Raw genomic sequence first — 19216 nt, forward strand, 5'->3', positions numbered from 1 at the left:
ACCGCAGGACTATGACTGGTCCCCTGCGGCCCTCTTGGTCACCCGGCGATATCGCGAATGGCGATCTCGCTCATGATGCGTTCCAGCACCTGATCGATGGATAATTCCGTGGAATCCAGCTGTATGGCGTCAGCCGCCGGTTTGAGCGGGGCTACCGCTCGCTGGGTGTCACGCTCATCGCGCGCACGTATCTCATCTAGCAGACTCGACAGACTAACACCCTCGACTTTGCCCTTCAACTGCAAATATCGACGGCGTGCCCGCTCCTCGGCACTGGCGGTCAGAAAAATCTTCAATGGCGCGCCAGGAAAAACCACGGTGCCCATGTCGCGACCATCCGCCACAAGGCCCGGCGCCTCCTGAAAGGCTCGCTGGCGCTGCAGCAGCGCCTCGCGTACAGCGGGCAGCGCAGCCACCTGGGAAGCGCCGGAACCGACGCTTTCGGTGCGAATGACATCGCTGACTTCATCACCTTCCAGAATGATGCGTTGCAACTGACCTTCCGTCGCCGCGATGAACTGCACATCCAGATGAGCGGCGAGTTTCTTCAGCAGCTCTTCATTGGTCAGGTCGACACCATGGTTATGCGCGGCGAAGGCCAGCAATCGGTACAACGCACCGGAGTCCAGCAGGTTCCAGCCCAGGCGCTTGGCCAGAATCCCGGCGACCGTGCCCTTGCCCGAACCGCTTGGCCCATCGATGGTGATGACCGGTGCAATGCTGATCACGACTGTGCCTCTTGTGCCACGCGAATACCGACCTGTGCGCACAGCGCCAGGAAATTCGGGAACGACGTCGCGACGTTGGCGCAATCATGAATGCGGATCGGCGCACTGGCGCGCAGCGAAGCAACGCTGAACGCCATGGCGATACGATGATCACCATGACCGTGCACTTCACCGCCGCCGATCTGGCCGCCGTCGATGATGATGCCATCCGGGGTCGGCTCGCACTTGACGCCCAACGCCAGCAAGCCATCGACCATGACCTGGATACGATCCGACTCCTTGACCCGCAGCTCTTCGGCGCCACGCAACACGGTGCGCCCTTCGGCACAGGCGGCGGCGACGAACAGCACCGGGAACTCGTCGATCGCCAGCGGAACCAGCGCCTCGGGAATCTCGATACCTTTGAGTTTAGCTGCACGTACGCGCAAGTCAGCTACCGGTTCGCCACCCACTTCACGCTGGTTTTCCAGGGTGATGTCGGCACCCATCAGGCGCAGGATGTCGATCACACCGGTACGGGTCGGGTTGATGCCAACGTGTTCCAGCACCAGCTCCGAACCTTCGGCGATCGAAGCCGCCACCAGGAAGAACGCCGAGGACGAAATATCACCTGGGACTTCAATATGGGTCGCGGTCAGCTTGTTGCCGGACTCGACCGATGCGGTCGCACCGCTGACCGTTACCGGGTAGCCGAAGCCACGCAGCATGCGCTCGGTATGGTCGCGGGTCGGAGCAGGCTCGGTAACCGTGGTCTTGCCTTCGGCATACAGACCGGCCAGCAGCAGGCAGGACTTAACCTGGGCACTGGCCATCGGCATGGTGTAGGTCAGACCCTTGAGCTTGTGGCCACCACGGATGGTCATCGGTGGACGACCTTCCGCGGCGGTTTCGATCACGGCGCCCATTTCACGCAGCGGATTGGCCACGCGATTCATCGGGCGCTTGGACAGCGAAGCGTCGCCGGTCAGGGTGCTGTCGAAGTTCTGCGCGGCCAGCAGGCCGGACAGCAAACGCATCGAAGTACCGGAGTTGCCCAGATAGATCGGGCCCGGTGCCGGCTTCAGGCCATGCAGGCCAACACCGTGAATGGTCACGCGACCGTGGTGCGGACCTTCGATCACGACGCCCATGTCACGGAATGCCTGCAAGGTCGCCAGGGCATCTTCGCCCTCGAGGAAACCTTCGACTTCGGTGACACCTTCAGCCAGGGAACCGAGCATGATCGAACGGTGGGAAATCGATTTGTCACCTGGTACGCGAATCCGACCGGACAGGCGGCCACCAGGTTGAGCCAGGAAAATCAGATCATTGGAATTCATAGCGTCCACATAGGCCCTGCGGGCCAGGATTTTACTGAAATGCTCGCGGGCAACCCGGGCGCGAGTGAATACGCCCAACAATTGGTGCCCATCCCCTGCATCGACCGCGTCGCGCAAGGCGTCGAGGTCACTGCGAAATGTATCGAGTGTGCGCAGGACAGCTTCGCGGTTGGCGAGGAAGATGTCGTGCCACATGACCGGGTCGCTTCCGGCGATTCTTGTGAAATCGCGGAAACCGCCCGCAGCGTAACGGAAGATCTCAAGATTTTCATTGCGCTTGGCCAACGAATCGACCAAGCCGAACGCCAGCAAGTGCGGCAGATGACTGGTCGCTGCCAAGACTTCGTCGTGACGTTCGACCTGCATGTGCTCGACATCGGCGCCCAATTCGCGCCACAAACGGTCGACTACCGCCAGGGCTGCCGGATCGGTTTGCTCCAGCGGCGTGAGGATCACTTTATGACGACGAAACAGCTCGGCGTTGGAGGCTTCCACGCCGCTCTGCTCGGAACCGGCAATCGGATGGCCCGGCACGAACCGCACCGGCATGCCGCCGAACGCCTCGGTTGCCGCACGCACCACATTGCCTTTGGCGCTGCCGACATCGGTCAGGATCGCTTGCCCCAGATCCATGTTCGCCAAACGCGCGAGCACTTTTTCCATGGCCAGGATCGGCACCGCCAGTTGAATGACATCGGCACCCTGACAAGCAATGCCCAGGTCTTCCTCACAGCGATCCACCACACCCAATTCGACCGCGAGTTTGCGCGATTGCGGATCGAGATCGACCCCGACCACTTCGCGGCATATGCCGCTCTCACGCAAACCCTTGGCAAACGAACCGCCGATCAACCCAAGACCGACCACCACCAGGCGACCGATCATAGGTTCAGCAGATTGCAGCGCAGTGACATCAACCACGAGCCAGAACCTTGGTCAGCGCTTCAAGGAAGCGGCTGTTCTCTGCCGGCAGACCAATCGTGACGCGCAGGTGATTCGGCATGCCGTAGTTCGCTACCGGACGCACGATCACGCCTTCACGAAGCAAGCCCTGGAACACCGGCGCTGCAACCTGACCCAGGTCCACGCAAATGAAGTTGCCCCTTGACGGAATCCAGCTCAACCCCAATTCACGGAAACCCGCCTCCAGTTGCAGCATGCCAGCCTCATTGAGTTGACGGCTTTGCGCGAGATACTCTTCATCCTTCAACGCTGCACAGGCCGCAGCCAGAGCCAGGCTGTTGACGTTGAACGGCTGGCGTACACGGTTCAGCACGTCCGCGACCACCGCCGTGGACAAGCCATAACCCACGCGCAGTGCGGCCAGGCCATAGGCCTTGGAGAAGGTGCGGGAAACCAGCAGGTTCGGATAAGCCGCCAGGAAGTCCAGGCCGTCCGGCATATCGCTGCCTTCGGCGTACTCGATGTAGGCCTCGTCCAGCACCACCAGCACATGCTCCGGAACATCCTGCAGGAATTCGTCCAGCGCCTCGGCTTCGAACCAGGTCCCGGTCGGGTTGTTCGGGTTGGCGATAAAGACCACACGGGTATTGGCATCGATCGCCGCCAGCATGGCGGGCAGGTCATGCCCCCAGTCCTTGGCCGGAACCACCTTGGCCTGCGCACCGACCGCCTGAGTGGCAATCGGGTAGACAGCGAACGCATGCTCGCTGAATACGGCATTCAGGCCCGGCGCCAGATAGGCGCGCGCCACCAGCTCAAGAATGTCGTTGGAGCCATTACCCAGCGTCACTTGATTGAGCTCGACACGGCACTGCTCGGCCAGCAGGGTCTTGAGCGCAAAACCGTTGCCGTCCGGATAGCGGGTCAGCTCGACCAGCGCATCGCGGATGGCCGCCAGCGCCTTGGGGCCGGCGCCCAGCGGGTTTTCGTTGCTCGCCAGTTTGACGATGCTGGCTGGATCGAGATCCAGCTCACGCGCCAGTTCGTCCACGGGTTTTCCCGGAACGTAAGGCGAAAGTTGTTGCACGCCCGGCTGTGCCAGAGCGAGGAAATTGCCACTCATTTGCTACCGCCCCTTACAGAACTGCTTTCGGGTAGGAACCCAGCACTTTGAGTGCCACTGCTTCCTGACTGATCTTTTCCAGCACACTTTTGACCAGCGGGTCGCGGTGGTGGCCAACGAAGTCGATGAAGAACACGTAGGTCCACTTGCCGCTGCGCGACGGACGAGTCTCGATTCGCGTCAGGTCGATGCCATTGTCGTGGAACGGCACCAGCAACTCGTGCAGCGCACCCGGCTTGTTGCTCATCGAAACGATGATCGAGGTCTTGTCGTCGCCAGTCGGCGGCACTTCCTGATTACCGATCATGAGGAAGCGCGTGGAGTTATCCGGACGGTCCTCGATTTTTTCGGCCAGACGGGTCAAGCCATACAGGCCGGCCGCCATGTCGCCGGCAATCGCCGCCGAGTTCCACTCGCCCTTGACCCGCTTGGCCGCTTCGGCGTTGCTGGACACCGCCACGCGCTCGACATTCGGGTAATGGGCGTCCAGCCACTTGCGGCACTGGGCCAGGGACTGGGCGTGGGAGTAGATGCGGCTGATGCTGTCGGTCTTGGTGTTTTCACCGACCAACAGGTGATGGTGGATACGCAGCTCGACTTCGCCGCAGATCACCATGTCATGCTCAAGGAAGCTGTCGAGGGTGTGATTGACCGCGCCTTCGGTGGAGTTTTCCACCGGCACCACGCCAAAATTCACCGCACCGGCCGCCACTTCACGGAACACTTCGTCGATCGCCGCCATCGGCTTGCTGATCACGGCGTGACCGAAGTGCTTCATGGCCGCCGCCTGGGTGAAGGTACCTTCAGGGCCGAGATAAGCCACTTTCAGCGGCTGTTCGAGCGCCAGGCACGAAGACATGATTTCGCGGAACAACCGCGCCATCTCTTCGTTGCCCAGCGGCCCCTGGTTACGCTGCATGACACGCTTGAGCACCTGAGCTTCGCGCTCAGGACGATAGAACACCGGCACTTCGCCTTCGGCCAGCGAGGCCATCTTTACTCGCGCGACTTCCTGGGCGCAGCGCGCACGCTCACTGATCAGCTCCAGGACCTTTTCGTCCAGGGCATCAATGCGCAGGCGCAGTGCCTTGAGTTCTTGCTCAGACATTAGCCGTGTTCCTTCTCGAACTCTGCCATGTACGAAATCAGCGCATTGACGGCGTTGATGTCGACGGCGTTATAGATGGAGGCGCGCATACCACCCACGGAACGGTGCCCCTTGAGGTTCAACAGACCACGCTCGTCGGCACCGGCCAGGAACGGCTTGTCCAGACGATCATCCGCCAGGCGGAACGGCACGTTCATCCACGAGCGGTCCGACTTGTTGATCGGGTTGCTGTACAGGCCGCTGGCATCGATGAAGCCGTACAGCGTGCGCTGCTTGACTTCGTTGAGCTTGCCGATGGCCTCGACGCCGCCCTGCTCCTTGAGCCACTCGAACACCAGGCCGGACAAGTACCAGGCCAGGGTCGGCGGGGTGTTGTACATCGAACCGTTATCGGCCGCGACCTTGTAGTCGAGCATGGTCGGACACAGGGAACGAGCCTTGCCCAGCAGGTCTTCGCGAACGATGTTGACGACGATACCGCTCGGACCGATGTTTTTCTGGGCGCCGGCGTAAATCATGCCAAAACGCGAAACATCCACCGGGCGCGACAGGATGTCCGAGGACATGTCGGCGACCAGCGGAACATCACCGGTTTCCGGAATCCACTGGAATTCCAGGCCGCCGATGGTTTCGTTCGGCGCGTAGTGAACGTAGGCCGCGTCTTTCGACAGCTTCCACTCGTTCTGGCCGGGAATGGCGAAATAGTCGTAAGGCCTGGCGGTGCCGGCAACGTTGACGCGGCCGAAGCGTGAAGCTTCTTCGATGGCTTTCTGCGACCAGATACCGGTGTCGATATAGTCGGCAGAGCCGTTTTCCGGCAACAGGTTCAGAGGAATCTGAGCAAATTGCTGGCTGGCGCCACCTTGCAGGAACAGCACTTTATAGTTCGAGGGGATATTCAGCAGATCACGCAGATCCTGCTCGGCCTTGGTGGCGATGGACACGAACTCATCACTGCGATGGCTCATTTCCATGACCGACAGACCCTTGCCGTGCCAGTCGAGGAGTTCACCCTGGGCGCGCTGCAGGACAGCTTCGGGAAGCGCCGCAGGACCGGCACAGAAGTTATAGGCTCTCTTGCTCACATCCAATCTCGCTCTGATTTGGTGGTATCACGCAATAAATCGCAACATCAATCTCCACCCTGTAGGAGCGAGCTTGCTCGCGAAAAACCCGAGAACGCCGCGGGATGCCAGGCCTCCCGCGTTATCGTTAACGTCCATCGCGAGCGAGCTCGCTCCTACAGAAGGGACAAAATTACTCAAAGGGACAAACAACAAGGGGGCGAATTTTCATCCGCCCCCTGCTTACCCGCTTATTCCTGTGGTTCTTCGTCAGCGGCGGCGTCGAGTTGCTGGTCTTCGGCAACGTCGTCGATCACGACTTCACCGACAAACCCTTCACCCTCTTCACCTTCCAGCTCTTCGCCTTCGACTTCCGACGGCTCCTGAACCCGCTCCAGACCGACCAGCGTTTCATCGTTGGCCAGTTTGATCAGGGTCACGCCCTGGGTGTTACGACCCAGGCTGGACACTTCGTCGACACGGGTGCGCACCAGAGTGCCCTGGTCGGAAATCAGCATGATTTCCTCGCCGTCGAGCACCTGGACCGCACCGACCAGACGGCCGTTACGCTCGTTGCTGACCATGGCAATAACGCCCTGGCCGCCACGCTTGTACTCAGGGAACTCGGTGATCGCCGTGCGCTTGCCGTAGCCACGCGCCGAAGCTGTGAGGATCTGGCTGCCTTCTTCCGGGATCAGCATGGAAATCAGCTTCTGGCCTTCCGGCAGACGCATGCCGCGCACACCGCGGGCGGTACGGCCCATGGCACGAACGTCGGATTCCTTGAAACGGGTGACCTTGCCGCCATCGGAGAACAGCATCACTTCGCGTTCGCCATCGGTGATGGCCGCGGAAATCAGCACGTCGCCTTCGTCCAGCTCCAGCGCGATCAGGCCGACGCTGCGTTGACGGCTGAAGGATTCCAGCGGGGTCTTCTTCACGGTGCCGTTGGCGGTGGCCATGAAGATGTAGTGACCTTCGGTGTACTCCTCGACCGGCAGCATGGTGGTGATGTATTCACCGTCATCCAGCGGCAGCAGGTTGACCAGCGGACGACCACGGGCAGCACGTGACGCTTCAGGGATTTCGTAGGTTTTCAGCCAGTACACCTTGCCCTTGCTGGAGAACAGCAGCAGCGTGGTGTGGCTGTTGGCAACCAGCAGGTGAGCGATGTAGTCCTCATCCTTGACGCCGGTCGCCGACTTGCCTTTACCGCCACGACGCTGGGCCTGGTACGCAGCCAGCGGCTGGGTCTTGGCGTAGCCACCGTGGGAAATGGTCACGACGCGCTCTTCTTCCGGGATCATGTCACCCAGGGTCAGGTCGAGACGGGCATCGAGGATTTCAGTACGACGCACGTCGCCGTATTCGGCGCGAATCACTTCCAGCTCTTCGCGGATCACTTCCATCAGGCGCGTGGCGCTGTTGAGGATGCGGATCAGCTCGCCGATCTGGTTGAGGATCTCTTGATACTCGGCCAGCAGTTTTTCGTGTTCCAGACCGGTCAGGCGGTGCAGACGCAGCTCCAGAATGGCTTGCGCCTGTTCTGGCGACAGGAAGTACTTGCCGTCGCGCAGACCGTATTGCGGATCGAGGTTTTCCGGACGGCACGAATCGGCGCCGGCACGTTCAACCATCGCCACCACGGCCGAGGATTCCCAAGGCGTGCTGATCAGCGCTTCCTTGGCTTCCGACGGCGTTGGCGACGCCTTGATCAGGGCGATGACCGGGTCGATGTTCGACAGGGCAACCGCTTGACCTTCAAGGATATGACCACGCTCGCGCGCCTTGCGCAGTTCGAACACGGTACGACGGGTCACCACTTCGCGGCGGTGACGGACGAAGGCTTCCAGCAGGTCCTTGAGGTTCAGGATCCGCGGACGGCCGTCGATCAGCGCGACGATGTTGATACCGAACACCGCTTGCAGCTGGGTCTGGGCGTAGAGGTTGTTAAGGATGACCTCAGGCACTTCGCCGCGACGCAGCTCGATCACGACGCGCATACCGTCCTTGTCGGACTCGTCACGCAGTTCGGTGATGCCTTCAAGCTTCTTCTCTTTGACCAGCTCGGCGATCTTCTCGATCAGACGCGCCTTGTTCAGCTGGTAAGGGAGTTCGGTGATGACGATCTGCTGGCGGCCACCGACCTTGTCGATGTCTTCGATCATCGAGCGGGCGCGCATGTAAATGCGCCCGCGACCGGTGCGGTAGGCTTCGATGATGCCGGCGCGACCGTTGATGATCGCGGCGGTCGGGAAGTCCGGACCGGGGATGTATTGCATCAGCTCGTCGACGGTCAGCTCAGGGTTGTCGATGAGCGCCAGGCAACCGTCGATGACTTCACCGAGGTTGTGCGGCGGAATGTTGGTCGCCATGCCTACGGCGATACCGCTGGAGCCGTTGACCAGCAGGTTGGGAATACGGGTCGGCATGACCGCCGGAATCATTTCGGTGCCGTCGTAGTTCGGCACCCAGTCCACGGTTTCTTTATGCAGGTCAGCCAGCAGCTCGTGCGCCAGCTTGGTCATGCGCACTTCGGTGTATCGCATGGCCGCGGCGTTGTCGCCGTCCACCGAACCGAAGTTGCCCTGGCCGTCTACCAGCAGGTAGCGCAGGGAGAATGGCTGTGCCATCCGAACGATGGTGTCGTACACCGCGGTATCACCGTGCGGGTGATACTTACCGATCACGTCACCGACAACACGGGCAGATTTCTTGTACGGCTTGTTGAAGTCGTTGCCCAGCTCGCTCATCGCGAACAGCACGCGCCGGTGCACGGGCTTCAAGCCATCGCGCGCATCCGGCAGTGCCCGCCCGACAATTACGCTCATCGCGTAGTCGAGGTAGGACTGCTTCAGCTCGTCTTCGATATTGACCGGGAGGATTTCTTTGGCCAGTTCGCCCATGAGAAGCCTGATTCCTTTTTCTGGTGAAACTTCGTCAGGACCAACGAAGCTCGCCGCTGCAGGCTCAGTGCCATGCATTGGCTTACGACAAATCAACGAGTTATGCCATGGATCTGCGCAGTAAAGATCACCCCGCGGGGCAACCTTGGAAACCGCCGGATGTTATCACAAGAGCCGCCACGCACCTATCCCCCAGACGCGCATGGAGAGTAGTTAGTTGACCGGTGACAGGCTTGAAGGGGACGAGAGGGGCTTAGAGCCGTGATCAACCGGCATTCAACCGTATTTTTCACTTGTAAACACCGACCTGTAGGAGCTGCCGCAGGCTGCGATCTTTTCGGGACCGTTACCGACTTATGCCGGGAAGATCAAAAGATCGCAGCCTTCGGCAGCTCCTACAGGGATTTCGTGCAACCCGAATGATTTAATGCAGACGTTTGCGGCACATCAACTGCGCCATCTTCGCGGTATCCGGGCGCTCGACGATGCCTTTTTCGGTGACGATCGCATCGATCAGATCCGCCGGCGTCACGTCGAACACCGGGTTGAAGGCATTGACGTCGGCGCCGACGCGCTTGCCACCGACCTCCAGCAACTCGCGACCATCACGCTCTTCAATCGGAATGTCATCGCCACTGGCCAGGTTCATGTCGATGGTCGAACTCGGCGCCACCACCATGAAGCGCACGCCGTGGTGCATGGCGTTGACGGCCAGCTGATAGGTGCCGATCTTGTTGGCCACATCGCCATTGGCGGTGATCCGGTCAGCGCCGACGATGACCCAGGTGGGGCCTTTGGTCTTCATGATATGCGCCGCGGCGGAATCGACATTGAGGGTCACGGGAATGCCTTCATTGGCCAGTTCCCACGCGGTCAGCCGCGAGCCCTGCAACCATGGGCGGGTTTCGTCGACATATACCTGCTCGACCATACCTTCGAGGAATGCACCACGAATCACCCCCAGTGCGGTGCCAAAGCCGCCCGTGGCCAGCGCGCCGGTGTTGCAGTGGGTGAGGATCGCCTGGGCGTTGCCCTGATGCTTGCGGATCAGGTCCACACCCAGCTGGGCCATGGTCAAGTTGGCTTCGCGATCACTTTCATGAATGGCGATGGCCTCGGCCTCCAGCACCTCCAGCGGATCGGCATTGTCCTTCAGGCGATCAAGCCGGTCGTGCATGCGCCCCAGCGCCCAGAACAGGTTGACCGCAGTAGGACGGGAATCGGCCAACAGCATGAAATCCTCTTCCAGCGCAGCGTACCAGTCGCCACCTTCGGCAATCCGGGCGCGGGCCGCCAGTACGATGCCATAGGCTGCGCTAATGCCGATGGCCGGCGCGCCACGCACCACCATCGAGCGAATGGCCTCGGCCACGCCAGCAGCGCTGGTGTAGGCAATCCAGGTTTCCTCGAACGGCAAAATACGCTGATCCAGCAGATGGAGAGCGCCATCACGCCAATCGATGGCCTTTACCTTTTCCGCAGCCAACAGTCGATCGCGCATCCCTCACCCCGCACTCATGAACAAAAGCCGCCGATTATAGCGATCCCCCCGCGAAGACGCTCGGGTATACTTCGCAATCCTATACAAAAGCACTGGAACCGACCCTCGATGCCGAACACTGCCGCTGCGCTCGACCTGTTATTGCTGCCGACCTGGCTGGTACCCGTCGAACCCGCTGGTGTTGTCCTCAAGGAACATGGCGTGGGCATCCGTGATGGACGCATCGTGTTTATCGGCCCACGTTCCGCCGCGCTGAAGCTTAACGCAACCGAAACCCGCGAATTGCCCGACATGCTGCTCAGCCCCGGCCTGATCAATGCCCACGGGCACGCGGCGATGACGCTGTTCCGTGGCCTGGCCGATGATCTGCCATTGATGACCTGGCTGGAAAACCATATCTGGCCCGCCGAGGCCAAATGGGTCGATGAAGCTTTCGTGCGCGACGGTACCGACCTTGCCATCGCCGAGCAAATCAAAGGCGGCATCACCTGTTTCTCTGACATGTACTTCTTCCCGAAGGTTGCCAGCGAGCGCGTGCACAACAGCGGCATTCGCGCGCAAATCGCGATTCCGATCCTCGACTTCCCGATTCCGGGGGCCGCCACGGCGGACGAAGCCATTCGTCAGGGCGTTGAACTGTTTGGCGATCTCAAGCACCACGAACGCATCAAAATCACCTTCGGCCCCCATGCACCCTACACCGTAGGCGACGAAAACCTGGAAAAAATCCGGATGATCGCCGAGGAACTGGACGCTTCGATCCACATGCACGTGCATGAAACCGCCTTCGAAGTACAACAATCGGTCGAGCAGCGCGGTGAACGACCACTGGCCCGACTGGCGCGCCTGGGTTTGCTGGGGCCGCGCTTCCAGGCGGTTCACATGACCCAGATCAGCGAAGAAGACCTGGCGCTGCTGGTAGAAAGCAACAGCAATGTGATTCATTGCCCGGAGTCGAACCTGAAGCTGGCCAGCGGGTTCTGCCCGGTCGAGCGTTTGTGGCAGGCCGGGGTCAATGTTGCGGTCGGCACCGATGGCGCGGCCAGCAACAATGACCTGGACCTGCTCGGCGAAACCCGCACCGCGGCCCTGCTGGCCAAGGCTGTCGCCGGCTCGGCCACCGCGCTGGATGCCCATCGTGCCTTGCGCATGGCCACCCTCAATGGCGCCCGGGCACTGGGTATCGAGGCCGAAGTCGGTTCGCTGGAAATCGGCAAGGCCGCGGACATGGTGGCTTTCGACCTCTCCGGCCTGGCCCAGCAACCGGTCTACGAACCGGTTTCGCAGCTTATATATGCCACCGGCCGCGACTGCGTGAAACACCTTTGGGTTGCCGGCAAGCAGTTGCTCGACGACCGTCGCCTGACACGCCTGGATGAACAACAGCTTGGCGCTGTCGCGAGGGCCTGGGGCCAGCGCATCAGCGGCCGCACCGAATCGTAAGCACCCTGGAACGCAATCCGGGGCAACAGGATTTTTCAAGTTTTAGAGGACTAGACCATGAGCAACGTCGACTACGCCGAAATCGCCAAATTCGAGGCCCTGGCTCATCGCTGGTGGGACCGCGAAAGCGAATTCAAACCGCTGCACGACATCAACCCGCTGCGGGTCAACTGGATTGACGAGCGGGTCAACCTGGCCGGTAAAAAAGTCCTCGACGTCGGTTGCGGCGGCGGCATCCTCAGCGAAGCCATGGCCCAACGCGGTGCGACCGTGATGGGTATCGACATGGGCGAAGCGCCGTTGGCGGTTGCCCAGTTGCATCAGCTGGAGTCGGGCGTGAGCGTCGAGTACCGACAGATCACCGCCGAAGCCCTGGCCGAGGAAATGCCGGAGCAGTTCGACGTGGTCACCTGCCTTGAAATGCTTGAGCACGTGCCGGACCCGTCGTCGGTCATCCGCGCCTGCTTCCGCATGGTCAAGCCCGGCGGCCAGGTGTTCTTCTCCACCATCAACCGCAACCCGAAGGCGTACCTGTTCGCCATCGTCGGCGCCGAATACATCATGAAGCTGCTGCCGCGCGGCACCCACGACTTCAAGAAATTCATCCGCCCTTCCGAACTCGGCGCCTGGAGCCGCATGGCCGGCCTGACCGTCAAGGACATCATCGGCCTGACCTACAACCCGCTGACCAAGCACTACAAACTGGCGGCCGACGTGGACGTCAACTACATGATCCAGACCCTGCGCGAGGAGTAAGCCGATGCCAATCAGAGCAGTTCTTTTCGACATGGACGGCACTCTGCTCGACACCGCGCCGGACTTCATTGCGATCTGTCAGGCGATGCGTGCCGACCGTGGCTTGCCACCGATGAACGACAAGTACATTCGCGACGAGATTTCCGGCGGCGCCAAGGCGATGGTCGCGGTGACCTTCGCCATGGACCCGGAATCCCCGGGGTTCGAGGAACTGCGCCTGGAGTTTCTGGAGCGCTACCTCGTCGGCTGTGCGGTGCACAGCAAGCTGTTCGACGGCATGGCTGAATTGCTGGCCGACATCGAAAAAGCCAACCTGATCTGGGGCGTGGTCACCAACAAGCCGCTGCGCTTCGCCGAGCCGATCATGCAACAACTGGGGCTGGCTGAACGCTCGGCGCTGCTGATCTGCCCGGATCATGTGAAAAACAGCAAACCGGACCCCGAGCCACTGATCCTTGCCTGCAAGATGCTCGACCTGGACCCGGCCAGCGTGCTGTTCGTTGGCGATGACTTGCGCGACATCGAGTCGGGCCGCGATGCCGGTACCAAGACTGCTGCGGTGACCTTCGGCTATATCCACCCGGATGATAATCCGCGGCATTGGGGTGCGGATGTGGTGGTTGATCATCCGCTGGAGTTGCGCAAGGTGCTCGATAGTGCGCTTTGCAGCTGCTGATTAAAGTCAAGAGATCGCAGCCTGCGGTAGCTCCTACAGGGGACCGCGATCGACGTAGGAGCTGCCGCAGGCTGCGATCTTTTCCAGCTTTGTTATGGATTGAGGTTTTTTATGTTTGATTATTCCGCCCGCCCCGAACTGCTCAAGGATCGGGTCATTCTGGTCACCGGCGCAGGACGTGGCATTGGCGCCGCAGCGGCAAAAGCCTACGCGGCACACGGCGCAACCGTGCTGCTGCTGGGCAAGACCGAAGCCAACCTGACCCAGGTCTACGACGAAATCGAAGCCGCCGGCCATCCACAACCGGCGGTGATCCCGTTCAACCTCGAAACCGCCCTGCCCCATCAATACGATGAGCTGGCGGCGATGATCGAAAGCGAATTCGGGCATCTCGACGGCCTGCTGCACAATGCTTCGATCATCGGCCCGCGCACGCCGATCGAGCAGCTGTCCGGCGAAAACTTCATGCGGGTCATGCAAGTCAACGTCAATGCCATGTTCATGCTCACCAGCACTCTGCTGCCGCTGCTCAAGCTGTCGCAAGATGCCTCGGTGGTGTTCACGTCCAGCAGCGTCGGCCGCAAGGGACGTGCGTACTGGGGCGCTTACGGCGTCTCCAAATTCGCCACTGAAGGGCTGATGCAAACCCTGGCTGACGAAGTCGATACCGTGGCCCCGGTACGCTCCAACAGCATCAACCCGGGCGCTACCCGCACCAGCATGCGCGCCCAGGCTTACCCGGGTGAAAATCCGCTGAACAACCCGACGCCCGAGGAGATCATGCCGGTCTACCTTTACCTGATGGGCCCGGACAGCACCGGTATCAACGGCCAGGCGTTCAACGCCCAGTAGCGACCGTACGTCGCTTTTTGGTGCCGCGCCGATTTCCTGTCGCGGCACTCGAATACACGCCAGGAACCTGTCAAACAAACGTCACATACTGCGCTGCACACGTAACAGACGAAGCACAACCTATTGATTTAATACAAATTTTATTAAGATGAACCGAATGGCACGACTTTCGCTCTAAATTTGCTAAGACACGCAACGTGAAAGCAGACGGAACGAAGCTTGAGTGCGGCGATTACTCATCTTCTACAAAGCAGATTAAACTTGTACGAAATGTCCTACGGGACTGACGGACCAGTACGACGCGCAGCCTAAGCCGCTCTCACCCTGCTTGTAAGACAGCCTTACTGCTTAGGGGCGCACGCCTTATGAAACCACCTTCCCAGACCAACGCAATTGACTTCGATAGCGCCAAATTGCAGCGCCTGGGCTTTGGTCAGCAACCGCTTCTTCTGGCAAGGCCTATCAGTCTTGCGCAATTGCGCCAGCAACTGAGCCTGCAGCTGCAAACCAGTCTGGAACCGCAACGCATTCTTGGGACGTTCTATCGCGAGATTCAGCGATTGGTGCCGCTGGACGCTTTGTGCTACCTGCACAAGAGCAGTGACTTGCGTCTGGAGTTCGGCCAACGCGGCCACCATTCCATCAGTTACAGCCTCAGCCACGAAGGCGAACACCTGGGTGAGCTGATTTTCCGCCGCAATCAGCGTTTCAGCGAACAGGAACAGGGCAATCTCGAATCGCTGCTGGCCGCGCTGCTTTTCCCGATGCGCAACGCGCTGCTTTACCGTACCGCCACCCAAAGCGCACTGCGCGACCCGCTGACGGGCACCGGCAACCGCATCGCCATGGACCAGACATTGCAAAGGGAAATCGAGCTATCCCGGCGCCATCTGCAACCGTTATCGGTGCTGATGCTGGACATCGATCATTTCAAGCAAGTCAATGATACCCACGGCCACAGCACAGGCGATGACGTGCTCAAGGCGGTCGCTGCCTCGATCAAAAACCAGCTGCGCAACGTGGACATGGTGTTTCGCTATGGCGGTGAAGAGTTCCTGATCCTGCTGTCGAACACCAGCCGCGAGGCCGCGGCCATGGTCGGTGAGCGGCTGCGGTTTGCAGTGCAGTCTGAAGAATACCTGGCCGATGGTTATACGATCTTGCTGACGGTCAGCCTCGGCTGTTCGACATTGTTACCCGGCGAGTCTGCCGAAAGCCTGTTGCGACGGGCAGACAGTGCACTGTATGTGGCCAAGCGCGAAGGTCGTAACCGGTTGGAGATGGCGGGGTAACTGCCGACCACAAAATAATGTGGGAGCGAGCCTGCTCGCGAATGGGATCTGACCTTCAACGATCATGTTGACTGACAGTCCGTATTCGCGAGCAGGCTCGCTCCCACAGTTGTTTCAAGCAGACGTTGAATCAGCCTTCCGCCAGTGCCATCCGCTCACGTACGACCGGTGCCCGCTCTACGTGCTCCAACTGCATGCAACGTTCGAGAAACAGGTACATGTAGTCGTAGCTCTTGCACACAGCCTGGCGCAACTCCACCTGCAGGGATTTGCTCGGGTTGGTGCCTGCCAATGTACAGATGATTTCCAGGGCTTCCCATGGATGGGCATCGTCGTACTGGGCATGCATCTTCAGCCACTTCATCGCTCGCTTGCGATCTTCCTCGGGGAACGAGGCGGCGTAGATACCGTTGGAACAAACGACCGCCGACCATTCCCCGGTCGCCCCTTCGATGGCGTAGTTGGTAGCGGCAATCGCAACGATCAGCGAGTCGGCTGAACTGGTGTGCCAGCACCAATGGCTCAAGGCGTGAAGCTCCGGTGCAACCTGCTGTGCCTGCAGGTCTTCCAGGCTGACACCGTGCGCGCGACTCCAATGCACCCAGTAATCGGCGTGGTTCAATTCGACGCGGATATTACGCATCAGCCAGCGACGGGCCATGTCTTCGCCGGGATGACGGGCAAAGCGTGTCTTGGTCAGGTTTTGTGCCATATACAACGCGAACTGTTCGACCACCGGCCAGCCACCGATCAGGTATTGGCGCATGGTCTTTGCACTGAGTTTGTTGTCTCGCATGCGTTGGTACAGTTCGTGTTCGACAACCCGGCGTTTGCTCTCGCTGCAATCCTGGATCAGGCGCTGGGCCCAGGCAGGGTAACTTGCAGCTTCCATGAGCGGTCCGGTTCGGTTGAATGTATCGATCACTGTCGAGCTCCTTTTGATTGTGATTGTAAGACCGGCAGGAGTTTCAACGGAACGTGCCAGGGGCCTTGAACAACAGAGGCTGAGGCCTGGCGGGACGACTTAACAGGCTATCAAAGGTAAACAAATGCGGGCGTTCAATCACATACCCTTGAGCGTAATCCACCCCGATCTCCAGCAATGCCTGCTCGATCTGGGGCGTTTCGACAAACTCGGCAATCGTGCGCTTACCCATGACATGACCGATGTGATTGATCACTTCGACCATGGCGCGGTTAATCGGGTCGTCCAGCATATCCTTTACGAAACTCCCATCGATCTTCAGGAAGTCTACAGGCAAATGTTTCAGATACGCGAATGAGGACATTCCGGCACAAAAATCATCCAGTGAAAAATAGCATCCTAAGCCTTTGAGTTCATTAATGAATCGAATGGCGCTGCCAAGATTTGAAATAGCACTGGTCTCAGTAATTTCAAAACAAATCATTTCAGGCGGAATCGAATACGTCACAAACTGTTCGCGCAGGAAGTCCAGAAACGCCTCATCCCCGATCGTCGTGCCTGACAGATTGATCGCACACATGGCCAGCGGCCCCTGGTGCTGTTCGGCCTGACACTGGGCAATGATCTTGAACACGTTCTGCACAACCCAGCGGTCCAGAGAGCTCATCAGGCCATAGCGTTCGGCGGCCGGGATGAAACTGTCGGGCAAGATCATGCGCCCCGCCTCATCATGCAACCGCAACAGGATTTCGATATGCCCACTGCCATGCTCGGTATGACCGAGGGATGCGATTTCCTGGGCGTACAAGCAGAAGCGGTCCTCCTCCAGCGCCATGTGCAAACGCTGCACCCAGGCCATTTCGCCGAAGCGCAGGGACAATTCCGAGTCATCCGGATGATAGACCTGGACCCGGTTCCGGCCCTTTTCCTTGGCCATGTAGCACGCCATGTCGGCAGCACGCAGCGAGGCTTCGAGCGTCGTCGGATTCTGCGCAACATGGACCAGTCCGATACTGACAGTGGTCACGAAAGGCCGGCCCTTCCAGACAAAATGCAGATTCTGCACAGTCTGACGCAGGCTCTCGGCAATTTTCTCCGCCGCTTCCGGTGCGCAGTTTTCCAGCAGGATACCGAACTCGTCGCCGCCAAGGCGTGCCAGGGTATCGCCTTCGCGCAACCCGGATTGCAACAAGGCACAGATATGCCGCAACAGTTCGTCGCCCGCCGCGTGACCACAGGTATCGTTGACCAGCTTGAACTGATCCAGATCGAGGAACATCAGGGCATGGCGACCCGAATGGCGGGTCAGGTTGTGCAGCGCCTGTTCCAGGCGATATTCGAATTCGCGGCGGTTGGCAAGCCCGGTCAAGGCGTCGTGGGTCGCCTGCCACGACAGATTGGCGATGTATTGCCGCTCCTGGGTCATGTCATGCAGCACCAGCACCGTTCCGCTGACTTTGCCGGCAATGCGGATCGGAGCACCCACCAGCGTGACCGACACCGTGCTGCCGTCCAGGCGTTGAATCAACTTGGAGTGCTCACTGCCGCCACTGAGTTGACCGCTCAGAATATGCTCGATCAGGGTGAAACCGTCGGTCTGTGCATTTTCATCCAGCAGGTTGAACAGCGCCGCCAGCGGCAACCCTGTCGCCTGCTCGGCCTTCCAGTGGGTCAATGCCTCGGCCGCCGGATTCATGTAGGCAATCGCACCGGAAACATCCGTGGTGATCACGCCGTCGCCAATCGATTGCAGAGTGATCTGCGCCCGCTCTTTCTCCAGTTGCAGCGCATCGGCGAAGGCATGGCGCTGCTTGAGCAGTTTATGGGTGCGCATCAAGGCCAATACAATCAAACCCAGGGCGGTGGCGAGGTTGGTCACCAGCAACAGTCGCAGGATCATCCGCGAGCCTTCGCCCAAGGCATCGCTGAAAGCCTTCGCCGCCGGTGTCACACTTTCGTTGATGACGAATATCTGATCCTTCCAGCGCTTGATATCGGCATCGGTGGCCTGCCTGGTGGTGATGCGCTGATGCATCTCCTGCGCAATGGCATCGAGTTGCACCAGATACCCGTCGCCTACCCTCCAAAGGTCGATGGCTTTCTCGTGGTAACTGAAGTGCCGGAAATTCAGGTACAACCAGATCACACTGGTGATGTCATCCGGATGGTTGCCGCCCTTGAGGATCGCCACACGTGCCGCCTCGATGTTCGGCGGCCGATGATCCAGCGCCACACGCAATTCATGCCCACCCTGAGGCACGGAAATGGCGTTCTGGTATTTATGAAAAATCGCTTCGTCGCCGCTGTCGGCGTAGAGATTGAGGTAATAGATGGCGTCTTTCTGGCCCTTGGACCACAGGCTCTCACCGGCGACATAACCGCGAACAGCCGACAGTACATAAAGGCTGACACCGCCCAAGAGGGCCTGAAACACCACAACGGCGATAAATGGCCAGACGATGCCCAACAGCCGTGGCGTTCCGAGAGTCCGCTTTTGATTCATGAGGTCCCTTACATTAGAGCTGCTCGATTGTCGTCCGGACGAAAATCGCTACGGCTAGACTAGGGTGCCTTCGTCGTCCCGACAAGCTGATCAAAGCTTCGAACATCAACACAGCCA

At 59.8% G+C, this 19216-nt stretch carries 14 protein-coding genes; 5 read left to right on the top strand and 9 right to left on the bottom strand.

All coding sequences use genetic code 11. The features are described from left to right. Positions 1-38 precede the first annotated feature (38 nt). From cmk to mtnA, 7 genes are all read right to left on the bottom strand, one after another. Positions 39-728, bottom strand: coding sequence for a (d)CMP kinase (gene cmk, locus AC1DKH_RS11165; RefSeq protein WP_477798180.1), 690 nt, complete (start codon positions 726-728; stop codon positions 39-41). Next, positions 725-2932, bottom strand: coding sequence for a bifunctional prephenate dehydrogenase/3-phosphoshikimate 1-carboxyvinyltransferase (locus AC1DKH_RS11170; protein ID WP_477798268.1), 2208 nt, complete (start codon positions 2930-2932; stop codon positions 725-727). Before AC1DKH_RS11170 ends, cmk begins: the two co-directional genes overlap by 4 nt. Before the next feature lie 28 nt (positions 2933-2960). Continuing rightward, the gene (hisC, locus tag AC1DKH_RS11175; RefSeq protein WP_477798181.1) at positions 2961-4073 is read right to left on the bottom strand and encodes a histidinol-phosphate transaminase; all 1113 of its coding nucleotides are present in this window, start codon (positions 4071-4073) and stop codon (positions 2961-2963) included. Positions 4074-4086: 13 nt separating this feature from the next. Beyond that, on the bottom strand, positions 4087-5181 hold the full coding sequence (gene pheA / locus AC1DKH_RS11180) for a prephenate dehydratase (RefSeq protein WP_477759896.1): 1095 nt from the start codon (positions 5179-5181) through the stop codon (positions 4087-4089). Then, positions 5181-6266 carry a 3-phosphoserine/phosphohydroxythreonine transaminase gene (gene serC, locus AC1DKH_RS11185; RefSeq protein WP_477798182.1) on the bottom strand — a complete coding sequence of 362 codons (1086 nt, stop codon included), beginning with the start codon at positions 6264-6266 and terminating at the stop codon, positions 5181-5183. Before serC ends, pheA begins: the two co-directional genes overlap by 1 nt. A gap of 230 nt (positions 6267-6496) precedes the next feature. Further along, the gene (gene gyrA, locus AC1DKH_RS11190; protein ID WP_056727165.1) at positions 6497-9151 is read right to left on the bottom strand and encodes a DNA gyrase subunit A; all 2655 of its coding nucleotides are present in this window, start codon (positions 9149-9151) and stop codon (positions 6497-6499) included. A 424-nt stretch (positions 9152-9575) separates the two neighbouring features. Then, positions 9576-10652, bottom strand: a complete 1077-nt coding sequence (gene mtnA, locus AC1DKH_RS11195; protein WP_477764752.1) for an S-methyl-5-thioribose-1-phosphate isomerase — start codon at positions 10650-10652, stop codon at positions 9576-9578. Between the two features lie 108 nt (positions 10653-10760). On the opposite strand from mtnA, the gene AC1DKH_RS11200 reads away from it, so the two are divergent. The 5 genes from AC1DKH_RS11200 to AC1DKH_RS11220 all read left to right on the top strand — a co-directional run bounded on the left by AC1DKH_RS11200 (position 10761) and on the right by AC1DKH_RS11220 (position 15671). Next, the gene (locus AC1DKH_RS11200; protein WP_477759898.1) at positions 10761-12095 is read left to right on the top strand and encodes a TRZ/ATZ family hydrolase; all 1335 of its coding nucleotides are present in this window, start codon (positions 10761-10763) and stop codon (positions 12093-12095) included. 57 nt (positions 12096-12152) lie between these two features. After that, entirely contained in the window at positions 12153-12851 is a 699-nt protein-coding gene (gene ubiG, locus AC1DKH_RS11205) for a bifunctional 2-polyprenyl-6-hydroxyphenol methylase/3-demethylubiquinol 3-O-methyltransferase UbiG (protein WP_046042598.1), read from the top strand. A 4-nt stretch (positions 12852-12855) separates the two neighbouring features. Beyond that, entirely contained in the window at positions 12856-13527 is a 672-nt protein-coding gene (gene mupP / locus AC1DKH_RS11210; RefSeq protein WP_477798183.1) for an N-acetylmuramic acid 6-phosphate phosphatase MupP, read from the top strand. Between the two features lie 111 nt (positions 13528-13638). Further along, positions 13639-14379, top strand: coding sequence for a YciK family oxidoreductase (locus tag AC1DKH_RS11215; RefSeq protein WP_477754607.1), 741 nt, complete (start codon positions 13639-13641; stop codon positions 14377-14379). 365 nt (positions 14380-14744) lie between these two features. After that, positions 14745-15671: a GGDEF domain-containing protein gene (locus AC1DKH_RS11220; protein WP_477798184.1), complete on the top strand. Its 927-nt coding sequence runs from the start codon at positions 14745-14747 to the stop codon at positions 15669-15671. A 130-nt stretch (positions 15672-15801) separates the two neighbouring features. Here the strand turns inward: AC1DKH_RS11220 and AC1DKH_RS11225 are convergent, their stop codons facing one another. Beyond that, positions 15802-16563, bottom strand: a complete 762-nt coding sequence (locus tag AC1DKH_RS11225; RefSeq protein WP_477754609.1) for a TenA family transcriptional regulator — start codon at positions 16561-16563, stop codon at positions 15802-15804. A 76-nt stretch (positions 16564-16639) separates the two neighbouring features. After that, entirely contained in the window at positions 16640-19099 is a 2460-nt protein-coding gene (locus AC1DKH_RS11230; RefSeq protein ID WP_477798185.1) for an EAL domain-containing protein, read from the bottom strand. Positions 19100-19216: the final 117 nt, after the last annotated feature.

This window comes from Pseudomonas sp. 05L36, assembly GCF_056398125.1.